The following is a 21,713-nucleotide window of genomic DNA, read 5'->3' as shown; positions in this document are numbered from 1 at the left end:
TCATTTACCAATCACTTCTTTTTGAAGATGCTTAACCGTTGGGATATGGTCATATCTGACGACGCGATATCCTGCTTCATTGAGCATGGCATCTCGCTTGGCATCTTCATCTTCTTTACCTGTATGACTGGGATCATCTAACTCGATAATACAAATCACATCCAAATGATGATTCAAAATCACGAAATCTGTAACCTTGCGATTGAACTTATTACGTGTGGGCATGTAATCACTGGTAATTAAAGAACTAAAAGCCACTTGCACCAAAATATGATGATCAGGAAAGGCTTGCTTTAAACGCTGAAACATCTTTGTTTCAAAGCGAGTAATGACTGGCTTTGAGTAATATTCTCTTTTATTGGTGGTTGTTTCAGCAGTAGATTTGCTTTTTACTTTTTCAGAGATAATGGTGATGAAGAGTGCGATACTAAATGCACATCCAATAATGAAAAATGTAAATTGACTTGCATGAACCACAGATATTCGTCTTTCTATGAGATAAGAAAAAACCCACTCGATTGAGTGGGTTTTTAGAATCTTGGCTCTCCAACCTGGGCTCGAACCAGGGACCTGCGGATTAACAGTCCGTCGCTCTACCGACTGAGCTATTGGAGAATCTGATACGCATTCTATGTATCTAAATTAGATGGGTCAAGGGTTAACAATGAAAAAAAATAAAAATTCAATGCAACTGTTTTAAAAACAATCGGAATAGTACTTTTGGGTATCGTAGTTTTGGATATATAGGTATTTCAGCTATCTGTGAGGTCAAAGGTTGAATAATACAAAAGCGTCGTGAGTTGAAGATAATGATCTTTCCATTGTGAAACTCTCTAATGTTTTTAGCTTATTACTCGTCCTCTATTTCACTTTCATTTGAGTCGAGTGATGGGTCATTCACTTCAGGGTAAGTTTCGTCTTCTATTGTATTTTGTGAATGGTCAATGTCTTTCGCAGTAGTTGAAGTCACGATTTGATGCTCTATGTTTTTAATCAATTGCATGTAACTTTCAGTTGATTTCATTGGATTGGCTTGACGACATTCATTGAGTAATTGCATCAGTTCATTTTGTTTTATATTGGGTTGTACGTGGCTTTTAATTTTATGAATTAGAGCTTGATGTTGCTGTGTATTTAGCTCTTTTGCACAATAATACAGGCGCTCGTACATTAGGGTTGGTGCGGCTCTACTCGATTCCGTACGTTGTGTGCATTGGAAAACGACATAGACAATGGCAATGACGACGGACCAAAAAATTAATGATTTAAGCCAAGGTGTGTTCATGTTGTTTTTTTAAGGATTGGATATGTTTTAAAAATAATCATTTATATGGAATTAAGCAACTGTAAAATAAGTGGTTTTCCTGATGTTTATTTTTTCAATCAAATGGTGGCGTATTTTCCAAATTTTGCTCAATCAAGTTAAATGTTTCTTCTAATTCATGTTGAGGCATAATCGTCAAAAAGCCCAAATGATTGACTAAGGTCACTAATTTTGGATCAAGATAACGTTCAAACTCAAAATTTAATGTTTGATTATATTCATTGATTAAACTTTCACGTTTAGCTTCATCTGTATAATAAATAAAAGACAAAAAATTTAATGCATCAAATCTGGACTCAACAGTGAGAAAGGAGAGTGGAAGTTTGATTTCATTTCGTATTGGATGTCCATTTAAGGTGATTTTTGTTGTATCTGATGTTTGATAGATCACAAGATCCATAGCAGACATAAATCGGTTTAATTTTTGAATGATAAAGCCTGTTTCTTCTATGTTTTTAATTTCAATAATTTTATTTTTCAGAAAAGCCCTAGATTGAATCGTATGTGCACTTATTTCTACATAAGGTAGTCCATGCCTAAATAAAAACAGTATGGAATACAACATTAATATCATAAGTAGTATTGAAGAAATGATGAGGATGTAGGCAATCCAAGGATCTGAAAGTAGGATCTCTTGTCCAACAAAATACAAGACTGCTGAAAGCAAGGGCATCGTCAACAAATATATGATCATGTGACGTTTAGACATGGTGAACTTAATTTTATGATCTTGATTCATTTTGATTTTATTCATTGTATTTTGATGTTTATTGTATAGATAAAAAAAGCCCACGTCATGATGCGTGGGCTTTTTAGAATTTGGCTCTCCAACCTGGGCTCGAACCAGGGACCTGCGGATTAACAGTCCGTCGCTCTACCGACTGAGCTATTGGAGAATCTGATGTGCATTTTAGCAGGAAAGTGAACGTGGTCAAGTCCAAACTCAAAAAACTTGCTCATTATTGATTTGTTTGTATTTTTTATCATCAGATTGTATTGAATTTATAGGATAATTGAAATTTTATTCAATAATAAATTCAAAATATTCCGTATCGAGAAGCTGTGTAGATCGTGGATTTCAGTAATGCATTGCATGAGTACTGTGAAACGTTTTTAAGTTAGGTCAGCTTATATCACTTGAGAAAGTTAAGTTATTTACAGGGGGATTATCATTTGAATGTTATTGAAAATATTTTTTGAAATAAAAAAAGCCCACGTCATGATGCGTGGGCTTTTTAGAATTTGGCTCTCCAACCTGGGCTCGAACCAGGGACCTGCGGATTAACAGTCCGTCGCTCTACCGACTGAGCTATTGGAGAATCTGATGCGCATTTTAGGGAGGAAAGTCAAAGCCGTCAACACGTAAATGTAAAGAATTGAAGCGTTTGACTTATAATTATGCATTTATATCTTTTTAAATAAAAAAATCACCCATAAAGGGTGATTTTTTCAACTAAAAATAAGTTTTCAAAAAACTTATTTTTCTACGCCAGCTTCTTGACCAGCATATTTAGCATTTGCATAGTCCCAGTTCACTAAGCTTTCTAAGAAAGTAGAGATGTATTTAGGACGAGCGTTGCGGTAATCGATGTAGTAAGCATGTTCCCATACATCAATTGTTAATACAGCCACTTGACCATGAGCAAGTGGAGTATCTGCATTTGCAGTTTTAGTAATTGATAAGTTGCCGTTTACTTTGTCAGCAACTAACCAAGCCCAACCTGAACCGAATTGAGTTGTCGCTGCAGCAGCAAATTCTTCAGCGAATTTTTCGTAAGAACCGAAAGCTTCATCAATTTTAGCTGCCAAAGCGCCAGTTGCTTTACCGCCACCGTTTTTAGCTAAACAGTTCCAGTAGAACGTGTGGTTCCAAACTTGAGCAGCATTGTTGAAGATACCTGCCTTAGATGCATCACCAGCAGTAGCTTTGATGATTTCTTCTAAAGTTTTACCTTCAAGGTCAGTGCCTTTGATTAAGTTGTTTAAGTTAACAACGTAAGTGTTGTGATGTTTGTCATGGTGGTATTCAAGAGTTTCTTTGCTGATGTGGGGAGCAAGATCTTCGTAACCGTATGGTAGAGCCGGTAAAGTAATGGTTGTCATGTTTTCAATTCCTTGCGATTTGCTGGGTTTTGACATTAAGTAGCGTTATTGTAATAGATTCTTTGCCCTAAATGCGCATTGATCATAAATAACAATACAGAATAAAGCTCGAATTAATACGTATAAAGGAAATAAGCCATCACTTAATGTTGAAATTAAATCGGGTTATTTAATTCGAAATAACTATACTCAATATTGAACTGTTCTGAAATAGCTTTGGCTAATCGTTGAACACCATATTTTTCAGTCGCATGATGCCCACAAGCATAATAATGCACATTCAATTCTTGAGCTTGATAAAAAGTACGTTCACTCACTTCACCAGAGATATACGCATCACAATCCTGTTCAGCAGCTTTAGTGATGTAATCTTGAGCGCCACCTGTACAGAAACCTACTTTTTGAATGCGAGTTTTATCTGCAGCTAAGTGAATAGCATTAAATCCAAGTTGCTCAGAAACAAACGCTTTAAATGCATCTGGCGTCATGGCTTGTTTTAAATAGCCAATGTTACCAATCGGATTACGTTCTGACGGATCGAGTTGTTCAATCTGTTCAAGTTCTAGTAAATCAGCAATTGCCGCATTGTTACCTAAAGTTGGATGACTGTCTAAGGGCAGATGATACCCAACAAGTGAAATATCTTGTTGAATAAGTGTCTTGATTCGTTTGCCTCGCATACCCGTAATTGGGTAGGGTTCACCTTTCCAAAAATATCCATGATGAACTAACAGCATATCTGCGCCATATTCAACCGCAGCTTCAATGGCACTTTGCGAGGCTGATACGGCACACAATATCTTATTAACTTGTTGTTTTCCTTCAATTTGCAAACCATTTGGTGCATAATCTTTGAATTCATGAGATTTAAGCGTTTGGTCACACCATTGAATGATATCGAATAAATCTGCCATGCGATTCCTAAAAATAATGAAGATGGAAATATCAAAACATATTATGGATTGTAACTAAAGCTGAACAAAAGTCTTTTGTGAAATTTATGTATCGTTACAAATTTTGATTACAATATCGAAAATGCTTTTGCATCAATAAATTAAATAAATTTCAGAGGAAGTGAAAGTGCGCCGTTCCTTTACTTGGTTACCTTGGGTCTTACTGATCATTGTGATTGTTAGTTTTGTTGCATGGCAGAAGTTGCATGTGCCAAAAGCAACAATTTCTTCAGATGGCGTTAAAATGCCAGCAGAAAAGGTAGAACCATTGGTGAATACTTCACGATCAGGTGGAGTTGTGTCCTATAGTGCTGCAGTGAAAGTTGCTGCGCCTGCCGTCGTCAATATTTTTACTACACAGAAAGTTAAGCAAAATCATCCTTTGCTTAATGACCCTGTGTTTAGAGAGTTTTTTGGCAATAATCTTCCTGACCAAAGACAATCTGAAAATGAAAATAGTTTAGGTTCTGGGGTGATTGTTCGACCTGATGGCTATATCTTGACTAATAATCATGTGATTGCTCAAGCTGAACAAATTGTTGTTGGTTTATATGATGGTCGTCGCGCCGTTGCTAAGGTTGTAGGTACAGATCCAGATAGTGATTTGGCTGTGATCAAAATTGATCTAGATAAATTACCTGTTTTACCCTTTAAATTGAGCGGCAACGAAGTCGGTGATGTTGTTCTTGCCATTGGTAATCCATTTGGTGTGGGTCAAACCGTGACGCAAGGTATTATTTCGGCAACTGGACGATCTGATTTAGGTATCAATACCTATGAAGATTTTATTCAAACAGATGCTGCTATTAATCCTGGTAATTCAGGTGGTGCGCTGATTGATGTTGCAGGGAATTTGATTGGGGTAAATACCGCTATTTTCTCTCAATCTGGGGGTAACCTCGGAATTGGTTTTGCTATTCCAGCAAAAATTTGCCAGCAAATTATGAACTCTATTTTAAAAGATGGACGCGTGATTCGTGGCTGGCTGGGGATTAGTTTGGTACCACCAAAACAAGAAGATGTCCTTAAACCACGTGAAGCAGGGGTTGTGGTCGCTGATGTTTTACGTGATGGTCCCGCAGCGCAAGCAGGAATTAAAGTGGGTGATAAAATCATTAAAGTGAATGAAGAGGAAATCACTTCTGCGTCACACTTAATTAATTATGTCGCATTACAACAGCCGAATAATACGATTCGTATTGAAGTCATCCGTAATGAAAAACCTGTCACTATAGATGTGGTGGTTGGCGAACGTAAGCTTCAACCAAGTAATGACTCACAATATATTCCGCTACCAAAACGATAATTCAATCTACTTTAGAAGCCCTCAAAAGAGGGCTTTTTTTACAAAAATGCTTTTATTGATATCCCAATTTGACTGTATAAAATCTAATGAATCTATAGACTTTTAAATTTAAGCGGATTGAGTATCGAGTCAATGAAAACCATAGGACTAATTGGTGGTATGAGCTGGGAATCTTCAGATCTTTATTATCAAGGGCTTAATCAGGCAGTTAAGCAAAGATTAGGTGGTCTAAGTTCGTCAAAAGTCATTTTATACAATGTTGATTTTAAAGAAATAGAACAATTACAACGCTCAAACGAGTGGGGTGCTGCTGGACACATGCTGGCTGATATTGCGTTAAAACTACAAAATGCAGGTGCAGATTGTATAGCCTTAGGTGCTAATACCATGCATAAGGTTGCAGATGAAATTCAAAGGAATATTCGTGTTCCTTTTCTGCATATTGCTGACTCGACCATACAGGCAATTCAGGCTGCTCAATTCAAGAAAGTTGGATTGTTGGGCACGATGTATACCATGGAGCAAGATTTTTATCGCAATCGTTATCAACAGCAGGGTATTGATATATTGATCCCCAATGAGTCAGATCGCAAAGTGGTTCATGACGTGATTTATAAAGAATTAACAGTCGGAACATTCAGTTCAGATTCAAAGAAAAAATTTATTGAGATCATCAAGCAATTGCATCGGGATGGTGCTGAAGGGATTATTTTAGGATGTACAGAAATTGGTTTATTGGTGCAGCAAGATGATATCAATGTCCCCTTATTTGATACGACACAATTACATATTGCACAGTTGGTTGATTTTCAATTGGCATAAAAATAGCGACCGAATAGGTCGCTATTTTTTTATCTAATTTTATATCTTAATTCATCATATAGTGATGAATTAGCTTTCTTGTTGAATACCCGCAACGAGCCAATCTTGCGTTGAACCTGCAGGCTTAACAAAGTGCCAAACTTCTGCAAATGGTTGTGGCAAGCTATTTAAATCTTCACTTACTGTACCTGTAAAGCGAACACTTACCACGTATTGTCCATTTTCAGTTGCAGAATCAACCACCAAGGCATTTAAGTTAGAAAACTCAGCAACATCTTGATCTTGGTTCGCCATGATGTCGTTATACATTGACTGGTAAAGATCAGGAGTCAAATAGCGTTGAATTTCTGAAATATTACTCGCTGTGTTCATTGACTGAATATGGTTGAAACGTTGGCGTGCAACACGTAAGAAAGCAGCTGGCTCAGTACCATCTGGTAATGCATTACCGCTTTGGAACGAAGCCCCACCAAATGGTGCTTGAGTTGGCGCTGCGCCACCTACGTTTTGACCAAAAATATTGCTATTGTCATTTGAACGTGGCGTTGGTTGACCAAACGGTGCAGGTGAAGGACCTGAACTGTTTGGTGCATACGGATTATTGGCTGCTAATTTTTTTTTTGCACCGAGTTTACGGAAAATAAAGAATGCAGCTGCCGCAATAATCAATAACCAAATCCAACTTGGGATACCGCCTTTTTCCTCAGCAGGAGCAGGTTGTTGTACTTGAGCTTCGCTTGCCGCTGCTTGATTGGCAGCATTCGGTTTGTCATCTGCAAGCGCATTTGCAGCCACAGCACCAATTGCAGCACCAGCGACACCAGCAGCAACCATACCGCCCACATTAGAACCTGATTTTTGAGGTGCAGTGGTAGGAGTAGCTTGACGCGGTTGTTGATAAGACTGACTAGGTTGAGAATAAGATTGGCTAGATGATGCTGAACGGCTCATACCATGGCTTTTGCCGCCACCTGCACGTTTCGCTTCAGCCAAAGGAGCAATCATTAAGCTTGCAACTAATAAACTAGCCACCAAACCACGCTGTCGAACTTCCATTGAATTTTCCTAAATACAAGAATGAAAATAGAGAACTTTATATATGCAGTCTTTTTCAAATAAATTCAATGCAAAAACACAAATTTTAGCAAAAATATTTATGAGAAAAGTCTGGTTTTTTAACTGACTTCATCGGTCAGTTGCATGGCTTCCGTCAATGCTTCATGCAAACGTGCTACCGCAATAATTTTTACACCCGAAATTGGCTTTTGCGGTGCATTGCCACGAGGCACAATAATATATTTAAAACCGTGCTTAATGGCTTCTTTTAGGCGTTCCTGACCATTGGGTACAGGGCGGATTTCTCCTGATAATCCGACCTCTCCAAAAACAGCCAACTGTTGCGGTAAAGCTTTTGAACGTAGACTCGAAGCACAGGCCAAAAGCACAGCTAAGTCTGAACCTGTTTCAGTAATCTTTAAACCACCGACCACGTTGACGTAAACATCTTGCCCTGATGTTTGTACGCCACCATGACGATGCATCACTGCAAGCAGCATATTGAGTCGGTTTTGTTCTAAGCCGAGTGCGACACGACGTGGTTGACCGTGTGCATCATCGACTAAAGCTTGTACTTCCACAAGTAGTGGGCGAGTCCCTTCACGACTAATCATCACCACTGAGCCAGGAATGGCTTCATCATAACGGCTCAGGAAAATTGCCGAAGGATTAGCGACTTCTTTGAGGCCTTTATCGGTCATTCCGAAAACGCCTAATTCATTGACAGCCCCAAATCGGTTTTTGACTGCCCGAATCATACGGTATCGCGAATCAGACTGACCTTCAAAATACAGCACACAATCCACCATGTGTTCTAAAACACGTGGGCCAGCTAATGCACCCTCTTTGGTCACATGACCAACAAGAAACAGGGCAGTGCCACTATTTTTAGCAAATCGTGTCAGTAATGCAGCAGATTCTCGAATTTGCGATACACCGCCAGGTGCAGATTGCAAAGTTTCGGTGTACAAGGTTTGAATCGAATCTAAAATCGCCACAGCAGGACGCTCATGTGCCAGAACTTCACAGATGCGTTCAACACAGGTTTCAGCCATGACTTTGAGGTGTTCAGTCGGTAAATCTAACCGATGTGCACGTAATGCGACTTGAGATAAGGATTCCTCACCTGTCACATATAGCGCAGAACTTTTGGCAGCGGCCATATGCGTTGCAGTTTGTAAAAGAATGGTTGATTTACCAATACCTGGGTCACCACCAATCAATACAACAGAGCCTGTCACTAAGCCTCCGCCCAAGACACGATCAAATTCGCCAATACCCGTATGTAATCGAGTTTCATGCGAAACTGAAACTTGGTTTAGTGTAGTGACATTGGCAGATTGACCTGCATATCCACCGCCCATTTTGGGTTGGGCACGATGAGTGACAGCAGGCTCAACACGAACTTCAACGAGGCTATTCCATTCACCACATTCTGAGCATTGTCCGCCCCATTTTGGATGATCTGCGCCACATTGTTCACACCGATAAACACTCTTAACTTTCGCCATGATTCACATTGATATTTTGAAATTATCTAACAGCATAGCGCTGAATACGCGCTAAAACTATGTCTTTGCAGTTGAAAATATTACTTTTACGTCAAGCATTGTCGCTTAAACACATCAACACTGTGTTGTGATGTGTCAGAAGTTTATAATGCTACATCAACTACTTTTAGATGAAACATTGAATGCCTCAACAATTGCAACATATTGACCAAATTGCACGTGAAAAAAATCGAGATGTGCTTTTTTTACATTTCGAACGTTATCAAGAAGATCAGGAGGGGGATGATCCCATTCGTGAAATTGTGGTTGCATGGTTAGAAGATCATGGCATCCCATTCGAGCCATGTATGGGTTTGGAGCAAGAAGGTTTTGTTGATGTTTATGCTGGTGATCTTTATATCGATTTAGCTGTAGATGAAAATGATCCTATTTATCAAGCTTTATGTGAATATTTAGAAGATGACGAAGGCAATATGCGACTTGATGGTGTGCTGTTCTTTGTTTTGGCTTTAGAGCTGGCATTAGAAATAGAAGCGGAACGTCAGATTCAACATGATGACGAACCGCCAGTAAATTTACTGTCTTAGGGGGCTTAAACAAAAAAGCCACGATTGTGGCTTTTTTGTATGTGATTAAATTTTTATGTCGATTTAGTACAACTCGCCAGATTTTCGTTTGGCAATAAAGTCTTTTGACTCTTTTACAATTAGACCTGAAAGAAGCAGTAATGCAATTAAGTTTGGAACAGCCATTAGACCGTTAAAGGTATCTGCAAATAACCAAACCAGATCAAGAGTGGCAACACAGCCCACAAAGACCGATGCAATGTATATAATGCGGTAGAGCGTAACGAATTTTTCACCCAGTAGGTAAGTACAGCATTTCTCACCGTAATAGCACCATCCTAAAATGGTTGAATAGGCAAAGAAAATAATACCGAAAGTGACGACCCATCCACCAATGCCAGGTAAAAGTTTGTCAAAAACCCCAATGGTTAAAACAGCACCCGTTTGATCGCCAAAATTATTGCCTGCCATGATATAGCCCATGACTAAAACAATACCTGTGATTGAACAAACAATAATCGTGTCAATAAAAGTACCCGTCATTGAAACTAAACCTTGACGAGCAGGATGATCGGTTTTTGCAGCAGCAGCTGCAATAGGCGCTGAACCCATACCTGCTTCGTTAGAGAACACACCACGTGCTACACCATAACGAATCGCTGCACCAATTGCGCCACCTACAGCAGCCTCACCGGTAAATGCATAAGTGAAAATCATTTTTAAAGCAGGAATCACCAATTCAAGATGAGTAAGAATAATAATGAGGCCACCTGCAACGTATCCGATTGCCATGATAGGTACAATCACAGAAGACGCTTTAGAAATGGTTTTGATCCCACCTAAAATCACAAGTGCTGAAAATAGAGTGATGACAACGCCTGTAATCCAAGTCTCTACACCCAGACTATTTTCCACAGCTAAGGCAACGGTATTGGATTGAACTGAGCTGCCAATACCGAAAGAAGCAAGTGTTCCAAACAAAGCGAATATGATCGCTAGCCATTTCCACTTTAAACCATGCTCGATGTAGTACATTGGACCACCAGACATTTCGCCTTTTTCATTTTTGACACGAAATTTGACAGCGAGAACACCTTCGCCGTACTTGGTTGCCATACCAAAAAGTGCAGTCATCCACATCCAAAATACAGCGCCAGGACCACCTAATACACAAGCGGTTGCAACACCTGCAATATTACCTGTACCAATGGTTGCTGAAAGTGCGGTCATTAATGATGCGAAATGTGAAATATCTCCTTCTTGAGATTGTGCTTGATCATGCTTGCCGAAAACTTGTTTGAAAGCGAGTGGCAGCATTCGAAATTGCCAAAACAGTAAGCGAAAGGTGAGAAAAATGCCTGTTCCAACAATCAAAACAAGCATATAAGGTCCCCAGACCCAACCACTTAGTGTTTCCATTAGACTTTGAATATTTTGCATCATAATAATTTCTTCTTATCGATCCTAAATTGAATGAAATATTTATTTTTGACGTGTAATTATTAAGCAATTGCTATGCCATGGTTTAAACATCCTACTCAAAACCTGTGGCGATCACTCAATAATCGATGCAACTCAGTTGAATCATTGAATATTTTATTGCTGAATGCTCAATACAAACATTCGCTGTATCAAATTCACCTGATACTTTTTTACCTACGAATTAAAATTTATACAAGTAAAAAAAATTTTTGTAGCTGAAATTTATAAATTTTTTTCCAAAAATTAATTTTAAAACTAGGAAATTAGTCGCAAAAAAACAATAAATATTAATTTTTTTTTCATTTTTTTAAGATTTTAGGATAATTTGTGCAGATTAAATTCTTAGTTGAACTGAATAATGCCAGACGAAAATTTGAAATCCAGCGTTGAAGATGGAGATTTGCAACGCAGTTTATCCAACCGTCATTTGCAATTGATTGCTATTGGTGGGGCAATCGGAACTGGACTGTTCATGGGATCTGGTAAGACCATTAGTCTGGCCGGCCCATCAATTTTATTTATTTATATGATTATTGGTTTAATGGTTTTCTTGGTCATGCGAGCGCTTGGCGAATTGTTATTATCCAATCTTCAATATAAGTCTTTTATTGATTTCACCACAGATTTAATTGGGCCTTGGGCAGGTTATTTTGTCGGATGGACGTATTGGCTGTGCTGGATCACTATAGGGATTGCTGATTTATCTGCCATTATTTACTACTTACAATTTTTTAATCACGGTTTGCCTTTTACGCCTTTTGAAGGGGTGATGATCAGTGTGGCTGCCATTGTGTTTGTGACGGGACTCAATTTAATGACCGTCAAACTCTTTGGCGAGCTGGAGTTTTGGTTTGCCATGATCAAGATTACCGCCATTGTGGTACTGATTGCTGTCGGGCTTTGGATGATTTTTACAGGCTTTACTTCTTCCACTGGTGAGGTTGCTGAATTTAGTCATCTTTGGAATCATGGTGGCGTGTTCCCAACTGGCCTAACAGGATTTTTAGCTGGATTCCAAATTGCCATTTTTGCCTTCGTTGGGGTCGAGTTGGTGGGGACTACCGCAGCAGAAACCAAAGATCCAGAAACCAATTTACCTAAAGCCGTAAACTCTATTCCCATTCGTATCATCATCTTTTATGTCTTGTCACTCGTGATTGTGATGTCTGTGACGCCTTGGGATCGTATTGACCCATCAATGAGTCCATTTGTGAATTTATTCAGTCAAGCAGGTATTGCAGCAGCTGCAATTATCATGAACTTGGTGGTGTTATCTTCAGTGATGTCATCGATGAATAGTGGGGTATTTTCAACCAGTCGTATGCTGTTTGGCTTGTCTCGTGAAGAACAAGGGCCGAAAGCCTTTGGTAAATTAAATACACGAGCTGTACCAGCGAATGCATTGTATTTTTCAACGGTGTGTTTAATGTTGGGGGCAGCACTTCAATACTTCGTACCCAATACGGTTGAAGCCTTTACCTTAGCGACCACACTATCGACGATCTTTTTTATCTGCGTATGGTTAATGATTATCTGGAGTTATATGGCGTACTATAAAAAACGTCCAGAATTACATGCTCAGTCTAAGTTCAAACTGCCTGGTGGTTTGGTAACGTGCTGGATTGTGATCATATTCTTTATTTGTACGATTGGTATTTTAGCTTTAGAAGATGATACGCTTAAGGCGCTGAAAGTTAGCCCAATTTGGTTTATTTTATTGCTTATCGGTTATTTAGGCTTTTACAAGAAAAAGAACTTAAAATAAAGCCATACTATTTAAAAAACGTCAGTGTTCTACTGGCGTTTTTTTCACTCAAGCTTTAATCTCTAGCCTTTAGCGCTTTGGTCAGCAGTATGATCAGAGTATACTTTCCACAATTTATAAAATTGAGGTGGTCAGATGCGTACATTGATGTGTGGCACAAGTCTATTATGGGTAACAATGACATTGGTGGGTTGTGGTCAAACAGGTGATTTAATGTTGCCGAATGATCCAAAAGACAACCGTAAAACGCAATACATGTTATACAAAGATGATGCTAAGGTTCAAAAACCTGTGGTAAAAGCGACACAAGAACAAACAGATACGCAATCTGTGGCTCCTGCAGTTTCAGAAACTAAATAATCTCTCTATCTTGCTTCACTGAAAGGAAACATTCATGAGTTTTACTCGCATCCAAGGGGTATTGCACGCAGAACAATGTTCGTTAGATCAACTTGCGCAGCAATTCGGCACACCACTTTATGTGTATTCAAAGGCGAACTTTGAAAAACATTATTTAGATATGGATCGTGCGTTTAGCTTTATTGATCATCAGATTTGTTTTGCAGTGAAATCAAACTCAAATATTGCAGTATTGAATGTTTTAGCGAAGCTGGGTTCAGGTTTTGATATTGTAACGGGTGGTGAGCTGGCACGTGTTTTGGCTGCAGGTGGTGATGCATCTAAAATTGTGTTCTCAGGTTTAGGTAAAACTGAAGCAGATATTGAAAAAGCATTAAACGTCGGTATTGCATGTTTCAATGTGGAATCACATGCAGAGCTTGATCGAATTCAGGCTGTGGCTGCACGTCTAGGTAAAAAAGCCCCGATTTCTTTGCGTGTCAATCCAGATGTCGATGCCAAAACCCATCCATACATCTCAACAGGTTTAAAAGAAAATAAATTTGGTATTCCTTCTGATGCGGTATTTGAAACCTATCAATACGCGGCATCATTACCAAATTTAGATGTTGTTGGTATTGATTGTCATATCGGTTCTCAGCTCACAGAAACACAACCTTTCGTGGATGCACTTGATCGTGTCATCAGTATGATTGATCAGCTAAAAGCATTAGGCATCAATTTAAAACACATTGATATTGGTGGCGGTTTAGGCGTGACGTATAAAGATGAAACACCGCCAAGTGTTGAAGCATATGCCAATGCGATGAAACCTGCTTTAGAAAAGTTAGGTTTAAAAGTGTATATGGAACCAGGTCGCAGTATTTCTGCTAATGCTGGGGTGTTAGTGACCAAAGTTGATCTGCTTAAACCGACGAACCATCGTAATTTTGCCATTGTTGATGCTGCTATGAATGATTTGATTCGCCCATCGCTGTATGAAGCATGGATGGATATTCAAGAAGTGAATCGCAATACATCGGCTGAAGAAAAACAGTGGGATGTGGTCGGTGCGATCTGTGAAACAGGTGACTTTCTAGGCAAAGAGCGAAAATTATCGATTCAAGCCAATGATCATCTTGCAGTTTTGGGTGCTGGCGCTTATGGTTTCGTGATGAGCTCGAACTACAATAGTCGTGGTCGTGCTGCTGAAGTGATGGTTGATGGCGACGTTGCACATTTGATTCGTGAGCGTGAAAGCATCGAATCACTTTGGGAAAGAGAACGTATATTACCTGCGGAGTAAATGAGGATGTTGTTAGAATTTACCAAAATGCATGGTTTGGGTAATGATTTTATGGTGATCGATTTGATCAGCCAACGTGCCTATTTAGATGCCACCATTATTCGTCGCTTAGCGGATCGTCACTTTGGTATTGGTTTTGATCAGTTATTGATTGTTGAATCTCCTGATTTACCCAATGTTGATTTTAAATACCGTATTTTTAATGCAGATGGTTCTGAAGTTGAACAATGTGGCAATGGGGTACGTTGTTTTGCTCGTTTTGTTCATGACCGTCAGTTAACCAACAAAACCAAATTTAAAGTCCAAACCAAAGCGGGTATTGTTGAGCCAGAATTGGGTCAAAATGGTTGGGTCCGTGTAAATATGGGTTACCCGAAATTTTTACCTGCAGAAATTCCATTTGCAGCTGATGAGCCTGAAGTGCTCTACGACCTAGAACTTGCTGAAGATCAGCAACTCAAGATTGATGTGGTGAATATGGGCAATCCACATGCTGTGACTGTCGTACCAGATGTTTTGACCGCAGATGTGGCAAAGATTGGTCCCCAAGTAGAATCACATACACGATTTCCTGAGCGTGTAAATGCAGGCTTTATGCAAATTATTGATGAAAATAATGTGCGTTTGCGTGTGTTTGAGCGTGGTGTAGGTGAAACCTTGGCTTGTGGAACGGGTGCATGTGCCGCTGCAGTCTCTGGTATGCGCCGTGGTTTGCTTTCAAGTAAAGTCAAAGTTGAATTGGCTGGCGGAAGTTTGTTTATCGAATGGCGTGAAGGTGATGTGGTGTGGATGACAGGTCCAACAGCAACCGTATATGAAGGTCGTTTAGATTTACGTTATTTCCAAGGTTAATATCCAAAACTTTAAAAAGCGCTGATTGATCAGCGCTTTTTTTATGGGATTTAGCTAAACTTAGATTTAAATAAAGAATTAGAGAAACAATTAAAATGAGCCAAGAAGCAGAATTAAAACTAGAAGAATTATTGAGAAAAGCATTTGAAGAACCAGCATATCGTGCACAATTTCTAAATGAGCTGTTAGATGCAGATATTTATGTTGCAGGAAATTCAGAACATTGTTCTGGAGATGGTGTTCAAGAGCACATAATAGGTAAAGATGAAACGCTCCAAATTAAAACTTGGCCACATGAAGAATATGAACAGATTATTCCTTTTTTTACGTCATTGGATAAAATGCGTCTTGCTTTAGGCGAGGGTGAACATTTTGTCAGATTTTCTTGTCGTGTATTTTTTAAAATGACCTTAGGTACATTGCTTATTTTAAACCCTGAGTCTGAGTTACAGAAACCATTTTACCCTGAAGAAATTCAAGAATTACTGTATGGTGAGGATGCATCATTTAAAGCGTATACATTAGAGGAAGATACTCAGATTTTGCTTGGACAGCCTGAAGAACAGCCTGATTATATGTTGGATCAATTATCCAAGGTTTTATTGAATTATCCTGCTGTTAGAGCTGCCTATTTGGCGCAAATGCATAACCCAGCAATAGATCAAGAGCCATCACATATCATTGCATTGTTATTTGATGATGTTTTAGAAACGGATAAAGTTCAGAAATTGCATCAGCATATTGCTCAAGTCGCAAAAGATAGTTCAGAAGAAGTGAAACCCCTTGATCTTTTACATCTCGATAAGAAAGAAAAAGAAGGGATACATGCTTATTTTTTTAATGAAGTTGAAGCTTTTTACCAAAAACCAAAAGAGAAGAAAAAGGGATTTTTTGCTAAACTGTTTTCTTAATGAATTCAATATGTGAATAGGAGAGTGAAATGCAGTATGGCGCAATGCAATTGCTCTCTATGTGGCTCAAAGAACGCAAAATACAAAATCAATCTGAACATACTTTAGATGCATATTTTCGTGATGTGTCAGGCTTTATCGATTTTTGCTACAACAAAAAGATTGAGTTGAATCAGGTTGAAGCTTCTGATTTACGTGAATATCTAGCGCATAAAGTTGAACGTGATCAACTGAATTCCAGTAGTTTGCAGCGCCATCTCACCTCAATTCGTCAATTTATGAAGTGGGCGAAAGAAAGCCATTACTTAGAAATGAATGCTACGGATGACTTTAAATTAAAACGTCAACCTCGACCATTACCCGGTATGGTGGACATAGAAACAGTCAATCAAATTCTAGATCAAAAAGCACCAGAGAAGCCCATAGATCAGCAACTTTGGTTACGGGATAAAGCGATTTTAGAGTTATTGTATTCCAGCGGTCTACGTTTAGCTGAAGTTCAAGGGCTAACGATTAAAGATATTGATTTTAATCGTCAACTATTACGAATAACAGGTAAAGGCAATAAAACCCGTATTGTTCCATTTGGATCAAAAGCCAAAGAAAGCCTTGTGAATTGGTTGAAAATGTATCGTATTTGGTGTGGGGAGTTTACACCAGAATCGTCTGTATTTATTACGCAAGCAGGCAATGCCATTACTCCGCGCCAAATTGAAAAAAGAGTTAAATTTCAAGCAAAACGAGCAGGTGTGAATGTAGATTTACATCCACACTTATTACGTCATTGTTTCGCCAGCCATATGCTGTCCAATAGTGGTGATTTGCGAGCGGTACAAGAGATGTTAGGGCATAGTAGTTTATCGACCACGCAGATTTATACACAATTAGATTTTGATCGCTTAGCCCAAGTCTATGATCAGTCGCACCCAAGAGCTTCGAAAGTTAAGAATTAAAAAAATGATTTTCAAGAAACATGAGCAAGAGTGAGTGGGATTTATAGGAATATTTTTAGAATAAAGCTATATTAGCGCCTCCAACAATAATGATTAGCCCTAAATAAAACCATGAACAATACTATTAGAACCATCATCATCACTTTTTCATGTTTAACCGCTACGCACAGTTTTGCCAAAACTGTTGAACTTGATGATTTATATGCACGATATCAACAAGCGGATTATTCAACCCTTGAATTAGAAGAATTTGACCAAGAAATTGAGTTCAAAGGTGTGATTGCAGGCCGTGATCATAATTTATCTGGTGGAACAGTGTTTGATATCAGTAGCCCATCTGACCCTGAAACAGCTGTTGCTCGATTATTGCCACGAGAAGATGCTGAGAAAAAATTTCAAAAGTTAAAGGATGGTCAGTCTATTCAAGCGAAATGCATTTTAGGGATGGCGAGTGGATCTGATTTCATGACATTAGATGAATGCGAATTAAAGTAGCGAATCGAATATTGTCTCATTTCTAACGAAACTCGATATGAGTACAAATATATTCTATGGAAATATTTTGCAAATTTTTATTTTTTGCACGCCTTAATCACTTGAAAATAACTTGAAATGGTAATTGTAATTACTTAAAGCATGTTGTATATCTTTTATTCAGGACAAAAGCACACTAAATTTACAATCTATCTGTGTTACTGACCATGAAGGTCATCAACAGCTTTAGGTAATATAATGATTCCAGAGATTCAAAAGAAATATGATCAATTGAGCCAAGCTCAAAAAGAAATTTTTGCGGGGTACGGTTTACGCCAAATTAAGCATTTTGTTGAAATCAGTTTACCCAAAATTGAGGCTGTATTGCCTGAAGGCGCTTATGTACAAGGCATTAATGCAGAAGGTAAGGTACAGGCGATCAATCCTAAAAAAAATAAAACATATATTTGGATTTCAGATTTACAGTGGCAAGAACGTCCCATCCATACTGAAAATATTGACTTAAAAGAAGATGCAATTGAAATTTGGAAGATTTTTGAGTTGGCACAATATGAGCTGATTGATCTTAGTCATGTGCATCGTGATTTTTTAAATTTACACATACCGCAAGGTTCAGCTTAAGACCTTTAAATTCAAAAAAATTATATTCAAAACCCAATAAAGCGCGAAAATTTTCAGCGCTTTATTTATTGCTTTGGCGCAGTTGATTAAATTCAGTTGCAGTGATGGCGTAGCATACGTGCATTTTTAAAGGACTCTTTTCCTCTATATCAGGATGCTCGAAATTTTGTATCTTATGCATGCCTAATCGTAGCATCAACTTTTCTGATGGCTCATTCAACTGCGCTGTAAACGCGACAATTTCCTTTAAATTTAGTGAATTAAAGCCAAAATTTAGGCTTGCCGTAGCTGCTTCAAATGCAAAGCCTTTGCCCCATGCTGAACACTTAAGTCGCCAACCAATTTCTGTACATGGTGAAAACTCAAATTTATCAGGTTGGTGATGTAGACCCGTAAAGCCAATAAATTCACCTGATTCTTTCAGTTCAATTGCCCAAAAGCCCCAACCTTGTTGATCAATATAGCTTTGAATACGTTGAATGAGTGCATCACTTTCATATTTCGAGAGTAAAGTGGGGAAGTAGCGCATCACTTCTTTGTCTTGAGACATTTCAGCAAAAGGTAAAGCATCATTTTTTCCCCAAGGTCTTAAAATTAGCCGATCTGTCTCAATCGAAATGCACATAGCATATTTCCATGTTCGCGTATTTGAGTTGTTCGATTTTGTCTTACTAGATTTGATCTAACGGTAATTGAAAACTTTGTTTAATAATTTGACTGGGTAAATCTGTTTTTACACTGGTAATGCCATTTTTCTTGGTTAAATGCGCAGATTGGAATTTTCGGTAATTTTCTAAATCGGGGACGACCACTTTCAGCATGGCATCACATTCACCCAAAATAATATAACACTCCATGACTTGAGGCAGTTCTTTCATCGCCTCAATAAATGTATCAATGGTTTCAGCATCTTGACCAACCAACCAGATACGTGAAAACAAAATCAGTTGTAAGCCCACTTTTTGTGGATCTACCACAGTGGTGTAATTCTGAATAACGCCTGCTTCTTCTAAGAGTTTGACCCGTCTTAAACACGATGACGGAGACAGACCGATTTCTTTGGCAAGGTCATTATTTTGAATACGTCCATTTTGTTGTAGATGTCGAATGATACTTTTATCGGTTCGATCCAATTTAACTGAAATAGATTTAGATATAATTTTCATAAATTAGAATTTAATTCGAAAAATAATCATTATTATAGAATAATTGAAATCCTATTTTGTATATTTTCGCAGATACTATTTTCTCATTTTCATGTTGTTGAAAGGAAAAGAAAATGTCTGTTTATGCATTGTTCGCACTGACGATTATCCCGCTTATTTTTACACCTGGACCAGATATGTTGTTTATATTGTCACAAGTAATGGGTAAAGATGCAAAATCAGGCATTATGGCAACAATAGGCGTTTGCTCTGGTTATATTGTTCATTCGGTATTGGTTGCACTCGGTATTGCTGCAATTATTGTTTCTTTTCCCTTGTTATTTGAAACGATTCGCTGGTTGGGTATCGCTTATCTTTTGTACTTGGCATTTAACTTATTGAAATCTGTGTTTAGTCAAAATCAATTGGTGATCGAGAGAAAACAAACCAGTCATCCAATTCGTAAAGGGTTCTTAACAGCACTGTTAAATCCGAAAGGTATGCTCATTTATTTTGCAATCTTGCCGCAGTTTATGAGTAAGTCAGGAAATACAATTTCCCAAGCACTGATTTTGTCGACGATTTTTATTGTATTGTGTTTTGTGGTCTATAGTGGTCTAAGTCTATTGTTGGCTAAACTGAGTCAAAAAGCGCATATCGATGAACGCAAACAAAAATGGGTTGATGGTGGTTCTGGTGTTTTGTTGGCATTGGCTGCAACTTGGTTGATTGCAAATTAGTTTGTTGATTGAACGACATTAAAATAAAGGCACAGCCAATAGGACGTGCCTTTATTTTTTCAATGTTTATTTCATATTTGTTTCATCTTTTTGAGATGCTATTTGTGATGACTCAATATTTTATTACTTTAAATTAAATGCAATGTTAAAATAATAAATGGTCTAAATATATTTTAAAATCAATCAGAAAAAGAAACTAAGTGATAAATAAAATTCAGATAGTAAGAGAGATTTAAAATGGCTATTTATAGTAAAGAATAAGATATATTTATTTTGTTACAAATAGCATGCATGTTTTTGATGGTTTCTCTGGGTGCAGATATGGGCAAACCTTATAGATCATCTGTCCTAAATGACAATTCATTACGAAGACTGTATGGTCATTTTAACCAGTGGGAGCGCTTTTTTTTGTATTAGCTAAAAGGCTAATATCATCTCTTCTGATGTATTAAATCAAATAAAAAAATAATAAAAATCAACATCTAATAAAATATTTATTTTTCTTTAATTTGAATGAATTATTGGCTACTTTATTTTTTATGAACGCATCATTCTACGAAATTTACGCTTTTTTACAGGTCTTTTGCGAATTGTGACTTGACCCAAATGCCAAACACATTGCAAGATAGGACACCTAAAAAATTTTAAATGAAGCGTTATGATAATGCTTCTTAACATTTACTTTTGTTATCACAGCCGAGGATTACATGAAGGCTCTTGTTGCTGTAAAACGTGTGGTTGATGCCAACGTTAAAGTTCGCGTTAAACCGGACAATAGTGGGGTAGACCTTACTAACGTTAAGATGTCGATCAACCCATTTGATGAAATCGCAGTGGAAGAAGCGGTTCGTTTAAAAGAAAAAGGAACTGTTACTGAAATCGTTGTGGTTTCAATTGGTCCTAAAGAAGCGCAAGAACAAATCCGTTCTGCTATGGCGCTTGGTGCAGACCGCGGTATCTTAGTTGAAGCTGATGACAGCCAACTAGGTGCTTTGGAAGTAGCGAAGATCCTTAAAGGTGTTGTTGAAGCTGAACAACCTGAATTAATTCTTCTAGGTAAGCAAGCAATTGATGACGACTCTAACCAAGTTGGTCAAATGTTAGGTGCTTTACTTGGTGCGGGTCAGGGTACATTCGCTTCAGTTGTAAAAGTTGAAGGCACAACTGTTCAAGTGACGCGTGAAATTGATGGCGGCTTGCAAACTGTTGAGTTAAATACTCCAGCGATTATTACAACTGACTTACGTTTGAACGAGCCGCGTTACGCTGCACTTCCAAACATTATGAAAGCACGTAAAAAGCCGCTTGATACTAAAACTCCAGCAGACTTTGGTGTGACATCTACAACGAAACTTAAAACAGTTAAAGTAGAGCCACCAGCAGAGCGTAAAGCTGGCGTACAAGTGAAATCTGTAGATGAGCTTGTTGAAAAACTTAAAAATGAAGCGAAAGTGATCTAATAC

Annotated in this window: 23 protein-coding genes and 3 tRNA genes; 13 read left to right on the top strand and 13 right to left on the bottom strand. The window is 38.2% G+C overall.

Features of this window, described 5'->3' with window-relative positions; all coding sequences use genetic code 11:
- The 8 genes from G8E00_RS11430 to G8E00_RS11395 all read right to left on the bottom strand — a co-directional run bounded on the left by G8E00_RS11430 (position 1) and on the right by G8E00_RS11395 (position 4,341).
- Positions 1–477 carry a DUF2726 domain-containing protein gene (locus G8E00_RS11430; protein WP_166224743.1) on the bottom strand — a complete coding sequence of 159 codons (477 nt, stop codon included), beginning with the start codon at positions 475–477 and terminating at the stop codon, positions 1–3.
- A 62-nt stretch (positions 478–539) separates the two neighbouring features.
- A tRNA-Asn gene (locus G8E00_RS11425) sits at positions 540–615 on the bottom strand.
- A gap of 235 nt (positions 616–850) precedes the next feature.
- Positions 851–1,285, bottom strand: coding sequence for a hypothetical protein (locus G8E00_RS11420; protein ID WP_166010861.1), 435 nt, complete (start codon positions 1,283–1,285; stop codon positions 851–853).
- Positions 1,286–1,379: 94 nt separating this feature from the next.
- Complete coding sequence (locus G8E00_RS11415) at positions 1,380–2,033, bottom strand: hypothetical protein (RefSeq protein ID WP_166224740.1); 654 nt, start codon at positions 2,031–2,033, stop codon at positions 1,380–1,382.
- Between the two features lie 111 nt (positions 2,034–2,144).
- Positions 2,145–2,220 (bottom strand) — tRNA-Asn (locus tag G8E00_RS11410).
- 347 nt (positions 2,221–2,567) lie between these two features.
- Positions 2,568–2,643 (bottom strand) — tRNA-Asn (locus tag G8E00_RS11405).
- 157 nt (positions 2,644–2,800) lie between these two features.
- Complete coding sequence (locus G8E00_RS11400; protein ID WP_166010857.1) at positions 2,801–3,427, bottom strand: superoxide dismutase; 627 nt, start codon at positions 3,425–3,427, stop codon at positions 2,801–2,803.
- A gap of 155 nt (positions 3,428–3,582) precedes the next feature.
- A complete protein-coding gene (locus G8E00_RS11395; protein ID WP_166224736.1) occupies positions 3,583–4,341 on the bottom strand; it encodes a Nif3-like dinuclear metal center hexameric protein in 759 nt (252 codons plus the stop codon).
- 166 nt (positions 4,342–4,507) lie between these two features.
- On the opposite strand from G8E00_RS11395, the gene G8E00_RS11390 reads away from it, so the two are divergent.
- Together G8E00_RS11390 and G8E00_RS11385 are read left to right on the top strand one after the other, a co-directional pair.
- The gene (locus G8E00_RS11390) at positions 4,508–5,686 is read left to right on the top strand and encodes a S1C family serine protease (protein ID WP_166010853.1); all 1,179 of its coding nucleotides are present in this window, start codon (positions 4,508–4,510) and stop codon (positions 5,684–5,686) included.
- Positions 5,687–5,818: 132 nt separating this feature from the next.
- A complete protein-coding gene (locus tag G8E00_RS11385) occupies positions 5,819–6,508 on the top strand; it encodes an aspartate/glutamate racemase family protein (RefSeq protein WP_166010851.1) in 690 nt (229 codons plus the stop codon).
- Between the two features lie 69 nt (positions 6,509–6,577).
- On the opposite strand, the gene G8E00_RS11380 is transcribed toward G8E00_RS11385, so the two are convergent.
- Together G8E00_RS11380 and radA are read right to left on the bottom strand one after the other, a co-directional pair.
- The gene (locus G8E00_RS11380; protein ID WP_166224732.1) at positions 6,578–7,564 is read right to left on the bottom strand and encodes a Tim44 domain-containing protein; all 987 of its coding nucleotides are present in this window, start codon (positions 7,562–7,564) and stop codon (positions 6,578–6,580) included.
- A gap of 119 nt (positions 7,565–7,683) precedes the next feature.
- Complete coding sequence (radA, locus tag G8E00_RS11375; protein WP_166224729.1) at positions 7,684–9,075, bottom strand: DNA repair protein RadA; 1,392 nt, start codon at positions 9,073–9,075, stop codon at positions 7,684–7,686.
- Positions 9,076–9,257: 182 nt separating this feature from the next.
- On the opposite strand from radA, the gene G8E00_RS11370 reads away from it, so the two are divergent.
- On the top strand, positions 9,258–9,662 hold the full coding sequence (locus G8E00_RS11370) for a hypothetical protein (RefSeq protein WP_166224726.1): 405 nt from the start codon (positions 9,258–9,260) through the stop codon (positions 9,660–9,662).
- Positions 9,663–9,725: 63 nt separating this feature from the next.
- Here the strand turns inward: G8E00_RS11370 and G8E00_RS11365 are convergent, their stop codons facing one another.
- Positions 9,726–11,081, bottom strand: coding sequence for an alanine/glycine:cation symporter family protein (locus tag G8E00_RS11365; RefSeq protein ID WP_166010973.1), 1,356 nt, complete (start codon positions 11,079–11,081; stop codon positions 9,726–9,728).
- A gap of 400 nt (positions 11,082–11,481) precedes the next feature.
- Here G8E00_RS11365 and G8E00_RS11360 point away from each other — a divergent pair, with 400 nt between their 5' ends.
- The 8 genes from G8E00_RS11360 (at position 11,482) to G8E00_RS11325 (ending at position 18,365) form a co-directional block, all read left to right on the top strand.
- Positions 11,482–12,888, top strand: coding sequence for an amino acid permease (locus G8E00_RS11360; protein WP_166010843.1), 1,407 nt, complete (start codon positions 11,482–11,484; stop codon positions 12,886–12,888).
- Between the two features lie 135 nt (positions 12,889–13,023).
- Positions 13,024–13,248 (top strand): LPS translocon maturation chaperone LptM, encoded by a 225-nt coding sequence (gene lptM / locus G8E00_RS11355; protein WP_166010842.1) that lies wholly within the window; start codon positions 13,024–13,026, stop codon positions 13,246–13,248.
- A 34-nt stretch (positions 13,249–13,282) separates the two neighbouring features.
- Entirely contained in the window at positions 13,283–14,533 is a 1,251-nt protein-coding gene (gene lysA, locus G8E00_RS11350) for a diaminopimelate decarboxylase (RefSeq protein ID WP_166010840.1), read from the top strand.
- Between the two features lie 6 nt (positions 14,534–14,539).
- A complete protein-coding gene (dapF, locus tag G8E00_RS11345; RefSeq protein ID WP_166010838.1) occupies positions 14,540–15,385 on the top strand; it encodes a diaminopimelate epimerase in 846 nt (281 codons plus the stop codon).
- 95 nt (positions 15,386–15,480) lie between these two features.
- On the top strand, positions 15,481–16,296 hold the full coding sequence (locus tag G8E00_RS11340) for an enhanced serine sensitivity protein SseB C-terminal domain-containing protein (RefSeq protein WP_166224723.1): 816 nt from the start codon (positions 15,481–15,483) through the stop codon (positions 16,294–16,296).
- 59 nt (positions 16,297–16,355) lie between these two features.
- Entirely contained in the window at positions 16,356–17,249 is an 894-nt protein-coding gene (locus G8E00_RS11335; protein WP_166010971.1) for a tyrosine recombinase XerC, read from the top strand.
- Positions 17,250–17,360: 111 nt separating this feature from the next.
- Complete coding sequence (locus tag G8E00_RS11330) at positions 17,361–17,744, top strand: hypothetical protein (RefSeq protein ID WP_166224720.1); 384 nt, start codon at positions 17,361–17,363, stop codon at positions 17,742–17,744.
- 237 nt (positions 17,745–17,981) lie between these two features.
- Positions 17,982–18,365 carry a hypothetical protein gene (locus G8E00_RS11325; RefSeq protein WP_166224717.1) on the top strand — a complete coding sequence of 128 codons (384 nt, stop codon included), beginning with the start codon at positions 17,982–17,984 and terminating at the stop codon, positions 18,363–18,365.
- Between the two features lie 61 nt (positions 18,366–18,426).
- Here the strand turns inward: G8E00_RS11325 and G8E00_RS11320 are convergent, their stop codons facing one another.
- Positions 18,427–18,990, bottom strand: a complete 564-nt coding sequence (locus G8E00_RS11320; protein WP_166224714.1) for a GNAT family N-acetyltransferase — start codon at positions 18,988–18,990, stop codon at positions 18,427–18,429.
- Positions 18,991–19,036: 46 nt separating this feature from the next.
- The gene (locus tag G8E00_RS11315; RefSeq protein ID WP_166010828.1) at positions 19,037–19,531 is read right to left on the bottom strand and encodes an Lrp/AsnC family transcriptional regulator; all 495 of its coding nucleotides are present in this window, start codon (positions 19,529–19,531) and stop codon (positions 19,037–19,039) included.
- Between the two features lie 113 nt (positions 19,532–19,644).
- Here G8E00_RS11315 and G8E00_RS11310 point away from each other — a divergent pair, with 113 nt between their 5' ends.
- Positions 19,645–20,250, top strand: coding sequence for a LysE family translocator (locus G8E00_RS11310; protein WP_166224711.1), 606 nt, complete (start codon positions 19,645–19,647; stop codon positions 20,248–20,250).
- A 707-nt stretch (positions 20,251–20,957) separates the two neighbouring features.
- Entirely contained in the window at positions 20,958–21,710 is a 753-nt protein-coding gene (locus G8E00_RS11305) for an electron transfer flavoprotein subunit beta/FixA family protein (RefSeq protein WP_166010824.1), read from the top strand.
- The last annotated feature ends 3 nt before the right edge of the window (positions 21,711–21,713 follow it).

Source organism: Acinetobacter shaoyimingii (assembly GCF_011578045.1).
In the GTDB taxonomy this organism is placed as follows: domain Bacteria; phylum Pseudomonadota; class Gammaproteobacteria; order Pseudomonadales; family Moraxellaceae; genus Acinetobacter; species Acinetobacter shaoyimingii.
Note: the sequence above shows the minus strand (reverse complement) of the source record. Positions and strands in the feature narration are given on the sequence as shown.